The sequence below is a fragment of the Streptomyces sp. NBC_00461 genome (assembly GCF_036013935.1).
Lineage (GTDB): Bacteria > Actinomycetota > Actinomycetes > Streptomycetales > Streptomycetaceae > Streptomyces.
In genome coordinates this window covers 4,201,539-4,213,666 of sequence record NZ_CP107902.1, presented here as the reverse complement: position 1 = coordinate 4,213,666, position 12,128 = coordinate 4,201,539, and the positions used below count along the sequence as shown (strand labels likewise).

Genomic DNA, 12,128 nt, shown 5'->3' with positions numbered 1-12,128 from the left:
GCCCGCCGTCTTGGCCGGCGGTGCCCGGTCATGGCGCGTCGGGCAGTACGGGTTTGCGGTCGGGGTCGTCCCACAGGACCGTGAGATGGCGGCCCGGGTGGGCCGAGTCCTCGTCGATGGCGGCGCGCCGCCGGTACGCGGCGACCTTGGCCGGAAGTCGCTGCAGCCCCTCGTCGAGGAGCCCGTCGAGCACCTCCCGGAACTCCTGCGGGGAGTGCCCCGACCGATGCCAGATCACCACCGGCAGACCGCTGCGCAGCGCCGCCTGCAGCTCGCGGCGGCCGTGCCCCTGGTCGGGCAGCGGCGGCTCGCTCAGCACCAGGGCGACGAAGTGCTCGTTGTCGCCGAGACGGGCTTCCAGGCCGCGCAGATGGTCGCCGCCCCGGCGCGCGACGTTGACGTACACCGACTTCGAAGGATGTTCGTCGCGCCCGAGCTGCTGCCAGCGGGCGCGCCAGAAGCGGTGCCAGGCGCGGTTCTGCAGGCGGTCCAGGCTGCGGATGACGACCGGGTAGTTCACCGCCAGGGGCACGTTCGGCACCTCGGCGGTGTCGCGGGGCCACCAGTCGACCGGCAGGTTGAGCAGCTCGAAGGGCAGCACGAACTCCAGCCACACATGGGCCAGTCGGTCACCGCCGACGCCCTCGACGGTCCTGATGATTGCGGTCACGACCCGTTGCAGCCCCTTGGCGGGCACGCGCGGGTAGGTCTCGCCGTGCTCCCAGTGCGGGCCGCGGGCGTCCGACATGAAGGAGTGCGAGACCGTGTAGTGGCCGCTTTCCAGCGGGTCCGGCGCGATGTGGATGGCCAGGTACTCCTGGTACGGCCGCACCGGCGCCGTGGCCGCCGGCGGGCGCCTGCGGTCGTGGTCGAGCAGCTCCGCCAGGTCGCAGCTGAGCGCCCACTGCCGGTTGCGGGCCAGCATCTCCAGTGCGACGGAGTTGCCCATGTCGTCGGTGCTGCGCTCCAGATAGACCATCCACGGCGGCAGCCCGCCGCGCGGGGCGCCCTGCCCGGCCAGGTGCAGGAAGTCGTGCCAGCAGTTCTCGGCGTGCGAGGGCGGCGCGGCCACGCGCGCGTGCGTGGCCGACCGCACCAGGGCGGTGCGTTTGCCGTACGGCATCGCCAGCCCGCCGAGGGTGTTCGCCAGGTACTCCCAGGAGTCGATGAGGTCGGCGAGTCCGTCCAGCGCGTCCACGGCCGTCCACTCGTCGGCGAGCCGCTGCACGAAGGGCGCCTGGGAGCACCCAGGTTCCACCGTCGGCAGCTGCCTCGCCAGCACCGACAGCCCGTCCTGGTGCCGGGTGCAGAACCGGAACAGCTCCAGGAGCTGCAGCTGGGCGGTCGCCTGTTCCCGCACGTCCGCGGGCCGGCCCAGCGTCTCACCGACCAGTTCGAGCAGGACGGCCCGTGCGTAGCGGTCGTGGAGTGCGCCGACGTCATGGAGGGCGGCAAGGGTCTGTGCGCGGATCCGCTCGCGGATCAGTAACGCCGAGGTGCTGCGGCCGGCGCCGCTCTCTGGGTTCAACGCTCGCCCGCTCTGCCGGGGGCGACGGCTTCCAGGAACTTCCGCACCTGCTCACCGACCGTGTCCGCGGTCAGGCCGTCCCCGGCGACCGTCCTGACGGCGTGCGCGAGCGCGGGCAGGCCGCCGTCCTCCCGCACACAGAACCGCACCAACTCCAGAAACTGCAGCGGTACGGTCGCCTGCTCCCGCAGATGCACCGGCCGCCCGAGCACGTCCCCGACCAGTTCGACCAGCATCGCTCGCGCGCTCCGGTCCGCCAGCACCGGCGAGGCGGTCAACGCCTGGACCACGACTCGCTGCCATTCATGATCCGGGCGGCCGCGGCCGCGGCGGAGGCTCGGGTCGTCGTCCCTGTCGTCCACAACACCCCCCGTGAAGCTGTGTCCCACGGTCCAGGATACGGACGCGGTGACACGGCGTCAGGGCTTGTGCACAGCCCCGCTGCTTCCGGCCGCGCTCTCCCCAACGACGCCCGTTTATGTCTGACTGATGTCCGGACCCGTTTACTTTTTGGAAATCCGGGCGTAGCCTCCCTGCGAAACCACAAGTTCGGGCATGAGTCGGAGGTGAACGGACATGTACGCACCCGAGCGGCAACAGGAGATCCTCCGGCTCGCCCGCGACGGCGGCAGGGTGGACGTGATGTCGCTGGCCGAGGAGTTCCAGGTGACGGCGGAGACGATCCGCCGCGACCTGAAGGCCCTCGACCGCGCCGGCCTGCTCCGCAGGGTGCACGGCGGTGCCCTACCGGCCGGACGCCTCGACTTCGAGCCGGACCTCGCCGAGCGCGAGGGCACCTCCGCCGACGAGAAGGACCGCATCGCCAAGGCGGCCCTCACGGAAGTGCCGGGCGAGGGCACGATGATCCTCGACGCCGGCACCACGGTGGCGCGCCTGGCGGCCGCCATCCCGCTGGAGTCCTCGATCACCGTCGTCACGCACAGCCTGCCGATCGCGGCCCGCCTCGCCGACCACCCCGGCATCCAGCTCCACCTCGTCGGAGGGCGCGTACGCCACCGCACACGCGCCGCCGTGGACGCCTGGGCGCTGCGCGCGTACGGCGAGATCCGGGCGGACGTCCTCTTCATCGCGGCCAACGGCTTCTCCGCCGACCACGGTCTGACCACCCCCGACCTCGCCGAGGCCGCGGTGAAGCGCGCGGCGGTCGCCGCGGCCCGCCGCGTCGTGCTGCTCGCCGACTCCGCCAAGCACGGCCAGGAGCACTTCGCCCGCTTCGGCGACCTGAGCGACGTGGACCTGCTGATCACCGACAGCGGGCTGAGCCCGGAAGACGCCGCCGCCATCGAGCGCGGCGGCACGGAAGTAGTGCGCGCATGATCCTCACCGTCACCCCGAACCCGTCCCTGGACCGCACGTACGAGGTCCCGTCGCTGGACCGCGGCGAGGTCATCAGGGCCACCGGCGAACGCATGGACCCGGGTGGCAAGGGCGTCAACGTCTCGCGCGCCGTCGCGGCCGCGGGGCAGCGCACGGTCGCCGTCCTGCCGCTGGGTGGTGCTCCGGGGGCGCTCGTCGCCGATCTGCTCGACGCGCAGGGCATCGAGGTCGCGCCGGTGCCGGTCGCCGGAGCCACCCGCTCGAACATCGCGCTCGCGGAGGCGGACGGGGTGCTCACGAAGATCAACGCGCCGGGTCCCGAACTGTCGGCCCAGGAGCAGGAGTTGCTCTTCGAGACGGTGCGCGCCCAGGCGCGCCACGCGGACTGGATCGCCTGCTGCGGCAGCCTGCCGCGCGGACTCGCGCCCGAGTGGTACGCCGACCTGGTCGCGCGGGCCCACGCCGCGGGCGCCCGGATCGCCCTGGACACCTCCGGGCCCGCACTGCTCGCGGCGCTGCGCGAGCGTCCCGACGTGGTGAAGCCGAACGCCGAGGAACTCGCGGAGGCCGTCGGGCGCCCCCTGGCGACCGTGGGCGACGCGGCGAAGGCCGCCGAGGAACTGCGCGGGATGGGCGCCCACGCCGTGCTCGCCAGCCTGGGCGCCGACGGTCAGCTGCTCGTGGACGCCGCGGGCGTCTGGTACGGCAGTGCGCGCGTTGACGCCGTACGCAGCAACGTGGGCGCCGGTGACTCCTCCCTCGCGGGTTTCCTGATCGCGGGCGGCAGGGGGCCGGAGGCACTGGCCTCCGCGGTCGCGCACGGAGCGGCGGCCGTCCAGCTGCCGGGCAGCGTGATGCCGACCCCCTCCGACCTCGACCCGGCGGCGGTGACGGTCACGGCCGACGTACCGGTGGATCGCGTACTGAAGGAGCCGGTGTCATGACGCGTCTCGTACTGTGCGGACCCGCCCCATGCGGGCCGGCTCCGAAGCGGCGGGGCTCACCGTTACCCGCCGCGGCCGATGGCCGGCAGGGCCACCTGAGCCGCCCTGCCACCTGGTGGGGGCGGGGTTTCCCCGGCCCCGCCCCCACCACCCCCGATCGCACCGTTGATCCCACCCCCCGCAGCACCCCCCTCCTCACTCCCGTCCCCACCCCCGCCCATGCCACTCCCCGGGCGATACGCGTGCTAAGGAGCCCGCGATGAGCGACATGATCACCGCGGACCTGGTCGATCTCGACCTGTCCGCCGAAACCAAGGAAGCGGCGGCACGTGCCCTCGCCGAGCGCATGGTGGCCCTGGGCCGGGTGACCGACCTGGAGGGCTTCCTCGCCGACGTGGCCGCCCGCGAGGCACAGATGCCCACCGGTCTGGACGGCGGCATCGGCATCCCGCACTGCCGCAGCGAGCACGTCACCGAGCCGACGCTCGCCTTCGGACGCAGCGCCGCAGGCATCGACTTCGGCGCGGCCGACGGCCCCGCCGACCTGATCTTCCTGATCGCCGCACCCGCCGGCGCCGACGACGCCCACCTGACGATCCTGTCGTCGCTGGCCCGTCAGCTCATGAACGCCGAGTTCACCGACGCGCTGCGCTCGGTGGGCGACGCGACGGCCGCGGCCGCGATGATCCGCGGGGACGAGCCGGCGGCGGCCGGTTCCCAGGACTCCGCTGCGGTTTCGGAGGCGGCCTCCTCCGAAACCGCAGCGGGCAGCACGACCCCGGCACCGGACGCGGCACAGGACACCCCCTCCGCGGACGAGCGCCCCTTCCGTATCGTCGCCGTCACCTCCTGCCCGACCGGCATCGCCCACACGTACATGGCGGCCGAGTCCCTGGAGAACGCGGGCCGCGACGCGGGCGTCGAGGTCGTCGTCGAGACCCAGGGCTCGGCGGGCTTCACCCGGCTCGACCCGGCCGTCATCGCGGCGGCGGACGGCGTGATCTTCGCGCACGACGTCTCCGTACGGGAAAAGGACCGCTTCGCCGGCAAGCCGACCGTCGACGTCGGTGTGAAGGCCGGCATCAACCGCCCCGGCGAGCTGATCGCCGAGGTGCGCGGGAAGGCCGAGCGCGGTGAGGTGAGCGCGGGCGCCGCCCCGGGCGCGGGCACGCCGGTCGAGCGCACCGGTGAGTCCGGCGAGGGCTACGGCACCAAGCTGCGCAAGTGGCTGATGTCCGGCGTGAGTTACATGGTCCCGTTCGTCGCGGCAGGCGGTCTGCTGATCGCCCTCGGCTTCGCGATCGGCGGATACGAGATCAAGTCCGCGCCCTCGGTCATGAACCACTTCGTCTGGACCCAGACGGACAGCTGGGCCGCCCTGCTGTTCCAGATCGGCGCCGTGGCCTTCGGCTTCCTGGTCCCGGTCCTGGCCGGCTACATCGCCTACGGCATGGCGGACCGGCCGGGCCTGGTCCCCGGGTTCGTCGGCGGCATGATCGCGTCCACGATCAACGCGGGCTTCCTCGGCGGCCTGGTGGCGGGCCTGCTCGCCGGCGGTGTGGTGCTGTCGATCCAGAAGGTGAGGATCCCGGCGCCGGTGCGCGGCATCATGCCGGTGGTGGTGATCCCGCTGATCTCCTCGGCGATCGTCGGCTTCCTGATGTTCGTCGTCGTCGGCAAGCCCATCGCCTCCGCCCAGAAGGGCATGACCGACTGGCTGAACGGCCTCTCCGGCTCCAACGCCCTCCTGCTCGGCGCCCTGCTCGGCCTGATGATGTGCTTCGACCTCGGCGGTCCCGTCAACAAGGTCGCGTACACCTTCGCCACCGCCGGCATCGCTGTCTCCAACCCGAGTGACTCCGCGATGAAGATCATGGCCGCGGTCATGGCAGCTGGCATGGTCCCGCCGCTCGCGATGGCCCTGGCCACCACGGTCCGCGGCAAGCTCTTCACACAGACCGAGCGCGAGAACGGCAAGGCCGCCTGGGTCCTGGGCGCCTCCTTCATCTCCGAGGGCGCCATCCCGTTCGCCGCCGCCGACCCGCTGCGGGTCATCCCCTCCTCGATGGTGGGCGGCGCGATCACCGGCGCCCTGTCGATGGCCTTCAGCACCACCCTGCGCGCCCCGCACGGCGGCATCTTCGTGGTCCCGCTGATCGGCAACCCGTTCCTGTACCTGATCGCCATCGCGGTGGGCGTGTGCGTCACGACCGCACTGGTGGTGGTCCTGAAGGGGATGCGCAAGCCGGCACCGGGCGCGGTGAGCCCCGGCACGGCGGGGGACACGGCCACGACATCGGCCGAGGCGAAGCAGCCGGTGGCGGCGTAAGGCTCGGCTTGTCCCTTTGACGGGCTGTTTGATCTGCTGTGACCTGTTCACGGCAACTGCGAGATACGTCACGGTCCGGGCCTTGAGCCCGGACCGTGGTGTCTACTGGGGCGCATGCCTGATGAGCACGTCCCGGTTCTCCAGTCGATGGGCGCGGCGATACTCCTGTTCGCCGCCGCCTTCTGGGTGTTCGTCCTGATCGGCCTCGCCCGCCGCGGCTACTTCGGGCCGGTCATGTGGTCCACCGGCCGCACGCCGCGCGTTCTCCGGCGTCAGCGCCGGTCCGCCCCCACGCTGGAGAGCGTCGAGCTGACCCCGGCCGAGAGAGACGCGTTCGCGGGTCTCGTACGACGGCTCAGCGACGGCCGCTGAGGAGCCGCGCGGGGCGGGGCAGGGTGAGGCGGGGTGGGCGCCGGCCCCTCAGGAAACCTGTGCCGCCCGCCGCTCCATCGCGTCCCGGGCAGCATCCTCGCTGACGTACACCTCGCACATGTGCCGCCCGTCGGGCGTCGCCGTGTGCTCGACCTCCCAGAGGGAGACCTCCTCGCCGTCACGCAGCAGGAAGGCGTGCTCGTAGAGCGAGTAGCAGAGTCCGGCGCGGCCCGCGCGGCACGGGCGCCCGAAGGCCTGCGTGATCTGGTGCGCGAACGCCGTGGCGAGCAGCGTGGCCGTCTCCGACCCCGGCCGGTCCGGGTTCTCGGCACGGCGCAGCAGCCGGCGCGCATGATCCGCCGAGTCGTCCGGCACATATGCGTGCCGGGGCGCGGGGATCGGCGACAGCTGTACCGTCACCGGCAGTTCGAAGTCCGGTTCGTCCTGTGGCAGCGGCAGGCGCACGGTCGCGGCGCGCAGCTCCTCCTCGTCGGCGTACACCTCGTGCTGCGGGTCGCCGCCGCGCGTGGTGTTGTGCACGAGCTCCCACAGCGTGAGCGCCGAACCGTCGGCGAGCAGCCAGGTGTGCCGGTACGTCTCGCGGTGCAGCCCCGCGCTGTGGTGCGCGGAGTGCAGTGAACTGTCGTGGGCCAGCGCGCAGTCGAGCCGCTGTATAGCCTCGTCCGGCAGCTCGAAGGAGTTCAGGGCACGGCCGAGCAGTCGCGCGAGGTGCTCCTCCGGAGACTCGGGCGACTCGGGTGGTTCGTACGCTGCCGTCTCGTACGGAACGCTCAAGGTTTCTCCCGGCGTTGCTGCATGTCACCTTGTGGGTGCATACCGTAGCCCCTCGGTCGGACATCATGTCCGGGAACCGAGAAAACGTACGCCCGGAAAACGCCCGGGCCGTGTGAGACGTTCCCACACGGCCCGATGATCTGTCAGAACCGCCTGCTCAGGCAGGGATTGAGGTGCTCGCGGCAAGCCTGCCGCCCGCGGCGATCAAGCGGTGCTGTCCGCGGTGATCAGGCGGCGCTGCCCGCGACCCACTCGCTCCACGCCAGGTTCCAGCCGTTGAGCCCGTTGTCCGGCGCGACGGTCTTGTCGGGGGAGTTCTTGACGATCACGACATCCCCGATGAGCGAGTTGTCGTAGAACCACTTGGCGGGCGTGGCGCCCTGCGCGCCCTGCGCGTCCGCGAGGCCGACACAGCCGTGGCTGGTGCCCTGGCTGCCGAAGGGCGGATTGCCCTTGTTGTACCAGTAGTTGCCGTGGATGAACGTCCCCGACGAGGTCAGACGCATCGCGTGCGGCACGTCCGGGATGTCGTACTCGCCGCCCAGGCCCACCGTCTGACTGTTCATGCGCGTCTGCACGAACTTCTCCGAGATCACCATCTGCCCGTTGTACGTCGTGTGCTCCGGGCTGCCCGAGGAGATCGGGATCGTCTTGAGTGTCTTGCCGTCGCGCACGACCGTCATGGTCTGCGTGTTCACGTCGACCGTGGAGACCTGCGAGCGCCCGACCGTGAAGGTGACGGTCTTCTTCTGCACCCCGTAGACGCCGTTCGCGCCCTCGACGCCGTCCAGGTCGATGTTCATCGTGACCTTGGAGCCGGCCTTCCAGTACTCCTCGGGCCTGAAGTCGAGCCGCTGCGACCCGAACCAGTGCCCGACCACCTTCTGCCCGCTGTTGGTGCTGACGGTGATGTGCGACTGCACGGCCTTCTTGTCGCTGATCACCTTGTCGAAGTTGAACGACACCGGCATCCCGACACCGACCGTCGTCCCGTTGTCCGGGGTGTACGTCCCGATGAAGCTGTTCGCCGAAGTGACGGTCGTGAAGATGGAGTTGGCGGCAGCCGTACGACCGCCCGAGTCCTTGGCGGTAGCCGAGAGCTGGTACTTCGTCCCGCGCTCCAGCTGCTCCTTCGGCTTCCAGTCGGCGCCGTTCGCGGATATCGAACCCGGCACGGCCTGCCCCGACCCCGCCACGGTCATCTTCACGTCGGTCAGCTTGCCGCCGCTGACCTTCACGCCGGTCGAGTTGATCGACGCGTCGGTCGAGCCGTCCTTCGCCGAGATGACGATCTTCGCCGTGGACGTCTTGGCCGAGCTGCCGCCGTCCTTGCCGCCGTCGGAGGACGAACTGGCATTGGCGTTGCCACCGCAGCCGGTGAGGGTGAGGGCGCCGACCATCAGGGCGGCACAGGCCCCCAGTACTCGCCGCGCTGCAATGTCCGGCGTTGTCACGGGCTGCTCCAGGTTCGTGTGATGTGAGTGATCCGCTCCAGTGCGTGGACAAAGAGGCAATCAACGACCACTGAGGTTCCCGCCGACAGCGACGAAGGCCATCACGTGACAGAACCGCGACAATTGGGTGGTGGGCGCTGGGCGCTGGGCGCTGGGCGCGGGGTGCCGGAGGTGCGTGTTCGGCGGGACGCCCACGCACCCAGCTGGCGGCGGTCTCCTCAGCGAGCCCCGTACAACTCCTCGTACGACGGCCACTGCCCGCCCGCGCCGGACGCCGGCTCCGCGGCGCGCACGGCTCTTACGATCGCGCGGGTGACCACATCGGCGCCTGCCGCCAGGACTTCGTTCAAGGCCAGGGGGTGCTCGGCGTCGAGTGCGCGCGTCCCTGTCGCCAGGGCGAACACGGTGTCACCGTCGGTGAGGAGGTGCACCGGTCGCACGGCGCGGGCGATGCCGTCGTGCGCCGTGCCGGCCAGCTTCTGCGCCTGGGCCTTGGACAGTTCCGCGTCGGTGGCGACGACGGCGAGGGTGGTGTTCAGCGGGGGGAGCCCGTTCGCAGCGGCACTCTCCTCCAGGCGCCTGCGCGCGGCCTCGTGGATGTGTGAATCCGGGTAGGCCGCCCGTCCCTGGAACAACTCCCCGTACAGGACGCCCGTTTCCGGATCCATCGCCGAACCGACCGCGTTGGCCACCACCAGCGCGGCCACCGTGATCCCCGAGCCGAGAACGGTGCTCGCGCTGCCGACCCCGCCCTTCACCGGTCCCACAGCGGCTCCCGTACCGGCGCCCACACACCCTTCCGCCACGGGTGCCCCGACCGCGCTCGCCGCGGCCGCTTCCACCGCGGCCCGGCCGGTGCTCGCGTCCGGCCGCGCGGAGAACCTTCCTCCCCGCCCCAGGTCGAAGATGCAGGCGGCCGGCACCACAGGCACGACGTGTGCCGGGTCCACGCCGACGCGCACACCCCGCCCCTGTTCCTCCAGCCAGGCCATCACCCCGGACGCCGCGTCGAGCCCGTACGCACTGCCGCCGGTCAGCACGATCGCCTCGACCTTGCTCACGAAGTTGCGCGGGTCGAGGGCGTCGGTCTCCTTCGTGCCGGGGCCGCCTCCGCGCACATCCACGGCGGCCACGGCCCCACCCTCCGGGGCGAGTACGACCGTGGTGCCGGTGAGCCAACCGTCGCCGATGCGCGTCGCGTGCCCCACCCGCACCCCGGCGACGTCCGTCAGAGCGTCAACTGTCCTGGACTCGGTTGTCATGCCCTCAGTCTCGCCCCGCGCGGGAGGTGACGGGCTTTCCCGCTCGGCCCCGCTCACTCCACCGGGGTGGTGGCACGCTCCCCGGCGCCCATCCGTGCCGTCAGCGTCGTCCCGGTGGCCACGGCCAGCGCCGACACCAGCCCCGCCGCGAACACCGCCCAGTCGCCGAGGAACGTGCAGACGATCACCAGCAGTGCCGTGGTCGGCAGCACCAATTGCTGCGCGATGCCCACCTTGTAGAAGCGGGAGTGCAGCGCCCAGACAGTGAGCAGGAACAGCGCCGTCGGCAGGGTCACCGCCGCGGACGCGGCCAGCGTGGAGATGTGGGCCTTGCCGACCGCCTGCTCCACCGCCACCTCCAGGCCGGCACCGATCGCTGCCGCCGAGGAGAAGATCAGGTAGTGGCCGTAACCCCAGAGGAAGGACTGCCGGTTGGAGCGCAGATGACCGTGGATCGGCACCACGAAGTAGATCCACCAGGCGGCGAAGATGATCAGCAGCCCACCCGCGGCGATCGGCAACAGGTCGCCCAGGGCGTCGTGCTCGTCCACGCCCGACTTCATGGCGACGGTGGCCGCCGCGATGGTCTCGCCGAGCACGATGATCGTGAACAGTCCGTACCGCTCGGCGATGTGGTGCGGGTGCCAGGACGTGGGGTGGGCCTTCTCCGCGTACACCGGAACGCCCATCTCCACGAACACCATCACCAGGAACACCCACGCCCGGGCGTCCTCCGGCAGCAGCACCAGTCCCAGCCAGCCGATCATGCACAGCAGCACGCCGGCGGCGTACCGCCGCGCCATGGTTCGCTCGGCGCCCTCGGTCGACCGCGCCACGCGCAGCCACTGCGACGCCATGGCGAGCCGCATGATCACGTAGCCCAGCCACACGGCCAGGAAGTCGTGTTCCTCGAACGCTCGCGAGACCCCGGCCGCGAGGACCAGCACACCGGCGATCTGGACCAGGGTGACGACCCGGTAGAGCGCGTCGTCGTTGTCGTACGCCGAGGCGAACCAGGTGAAGTTCATCCACGCCCACCAGATGGCGAAGAAGATCATCGCGTAGTTGAGGATCCCCACGCCCGCGTGCCCCTCGGCCATGGCATGCACCAGCTGGGCGCCGGCCTGGGCGATCGCCACGACGAAGCACAGGTCGAAGAAGAGTTCCAGCGGTGACGCGACGCGGTGCGCCTCGTCGCGGCCGCGGGCCTTGAGTCTGCGCAGTGGCCTGTGTTCCGCGGGCTCGCCGGCGGACGCCGGCGGGGGAGTCGAACTGCTCGTCATGCGTTCCAGCACACCAGATAAGCGCCGGAAAATCTTGTGAGTGGCCCAGCGGCGCACGGTCCGGCAAGGGGTGTGATCCACCACCCGCCCGGCCGGAAGGCCGCGCGCCTCCGGCCCCGTACCCTGGAGGCATGACCTCCGCCCCCGTCCCCGCCCCCGAGCCGCCTGCCCCGAAGCCCGCGCTGATCTTCGACGACCCGCTGGACCAGCAGTCCTCGGACGACACGGACCGCGGCTGGGGCGAGCGACCGGGCGCCGGCGGCGACGCCGCGGCCGACCTGAAGCGCTTCCTCGACGAGAAGCCGCCCCACCACATCTGAGCCGTGCCGGACGCCGCCCGCGGGCGCCGGCAGGCTCGTGCCGCTAGTGCTCGTTGTGCCCGGAACCACGCTGTGCGACCAGCGCGTCGCGGATCTCCTTGAGCACCTCCAGCTCGGTCACCTCCAGCACCTCGTGCGTGCCCTCCCGCGCCTTCCTGCGGGCCTCCTGCCGGGCCAGGTACTTCGACATCGGCAGCACCATCAGGAAGTACACGACGGCCGCGGTGATCACGAACGTGAGGGTGGCGCCGAGGACCGAGCCCCACAGGATCTGGATGCCCTGGTCGCCCTTGCACGATTCGCTCAGGCAGGAGCTGTAGGCGTCGAGGTTCTGGGTTCCGATCGTCCCGACCAGCGGGTTGATGATCCCCTTCACCACCGCGTTCACGATGTTGGTGAACGCGGCGCCGATGACCACCGCCACCGCCAGATCGACGACGTTCCCGCGCATCAGGAAGGCCTTGAAGCCCTGCCAGACGCTCGGTTCCTTCTTCTCGCTCACC

12 protein-coding genes are annotated in these 12,128 nt (G+C 71.2%); 5 read left to right on the top strand and 7 right to left on the bottom strand.

Annotation, left to right across the window (positions count from 1 at the left end; genetic code table 11):
* Window positions 1-28: 28 nt before the first annotated feature.
* Together OG870_RS19680 and OG870_RS19675 are read right to left on the bottom strand one after the other, a co-directional pair.
* Entirely contained in the window at window positions 29-1,528 is a 1,500-nt protein-coding gene (locus tag OG870_RS19680; protein ID WP_266516014.1) for a VMAP-C domain-containing protein, read from the bottom strand.
* Window positions 1,525-1,890: an effector-associated domain 2-containing protein gene (locus OG870_RS19675; RefSeq protein ID WP_266583892.1), complete on the bottom strand. Its 366-nt coding sequence runs from the start codon at window positions 1,888-1,890 to the stop codon at window positions 1,525-1,527. Before OG870_RS19675 ends, OG870_RS19680 begins: the two co-directional genes overlap by 4 nt.
* Window positions 1,891-2,104: 214 nt before the next feature.
* Here OG870_RS19675 and OG870_RS19670 point away from each other — a divergent pair, with 214 nt between their 5' ends.
* From OG870_RS19670 to OG870_RS19655, 4 genes are all read left to right on the top strand, one after another.
* On the top strand, window positions 2,105-2,866 hold the full coding sequence (locus OG870_RS19670) for a DeoR/GlpR family DNA-binding transcription regulator (RefSeq protein ID WP_266516009.1): 762 nt from the start codon (window positions 2,105-2,107) through the stop codon (window positions 2,864-2,866).
* A complete protein-coding gene (gene pfkB / locus OG870_RS19665; protein ID WP_266516007.1) occupies window positions 2,863-3,810 on the top strand; it encodes a 1-phosphofructokinase in 948 nt (315 codons plus the stop codon). The genes OG870_RS19670 and pfkB overlap by 4 nt, the downstream gene beginning before the upstream one ends.
* Window positions 3,811-4,069: 259 nt before the next feature.
* Window positions 4,070-6,139: a PTS fructose transporter subunit IIABC gene (locus tag OG870_RS19660; protein ID WP_266516005.1), complete on the top strand. Its 2,070-nt coding sequence runs from the start codon at window positions 4,070-4,072 to the stop codon at window positions 6,137-6,139.
* 114 nt (window positions 6,140-6,253) lie between these two features.
* A complete protein-coding gene (locus OG870_RS19655; protein WP_266516003.1) occupies window positions 6,254-6,511 on the top strand; it encodes a hypothetical protein in 258 nt (85 codons plus the stop codon).
* 48 nt (window positions 6,512-6,559) lie between these two features.
* Here the strand turns inward: OG870_RS19655 and OG870_RS19650 are convergent, their stop codons facing one another.
* The 4 genes from OG870_RS19650 to OG870_RS19635 form a co-directional block, all read right to left on the bottom strand.
* A complete protein-coding gene (locus OG870_RS19650; RefSeq protein ID WP_266516001.1) occupies window positions 6,560-7,306 on the bottom strand; it encodes a DUF6227 family protein in 747 nt (248 codons plus the stop codon).
* 227 nt (window positions 7,307-7,533) lie between these two features.
* Window positions 7,534-8,760, bottom strand: a complete 1,227-nt coding sequence (locus OG870_RS19645) for a L,D-transpeptidase (protein ID WP_266515998.1) — start codon at window positions 8,758-8,760, stop codon at window positions 7,534-7,536.
* Between the two features lie 218 nt (window positions 8,761-8,978).
* Complete coding sequence (locus OG870_RS19640) at window positions 8,979-10,022, bottom strand: P1 family peptidase (RefSeq protein ID WP_327691194.1); 1,044 nt, start codon at window positions 10,020-10,022, stop codon at window positions 8,979-8,981.
* 53 nt (window positions 10,023-10,075) lie between these two features.
* Window positions 10,076-11,305: a low temperature requirement protein A gene (locus OG870_RS19635; RefSeq protein WP_327691193.1), complete on the bottom strand. Its 1,230-nt coding sequence runs from the start codon at window positions 11,303-11,305 to the stop codon at window positions 10,076-10,078.
* 131 nt (window positions 11,306-11,436) lie between these two features.
* Here OG870_RS19635 and OG870_RS19630 point away from each other — a divergent pair, with 131 nt between their 5' ends.
* On the top strand, window positions 11,437-11,625 hold the full coding sequence (locus OG870_RS19630; RefSeq protein WP_327691192.1) for a hypothetical protein: 189 nt from the start codon (window positions 11,437-11,439) through the stop codon (window positions 11,623-11,625).
* A 43-nt stretch (window positions 11,626-11,668) separates the two neighbouring features.
* On the opposite strand, the gene mscL is transcribed toward OG870_RS19630, so the two are convergent.
* Window positions 11,669-12,127, bottom strand: coding sequence for a large conductance mechanosensitive channel protein MscL (gene mscL, locus OG870_RS19625; RefSeq protein WP_266515987.1), 459 nt, complete (start codon window positions 12,125-12,127; stop codon window positions 11,669-11,671).
* Window position 12,128 lies beyond the last annotated feature (1 nt).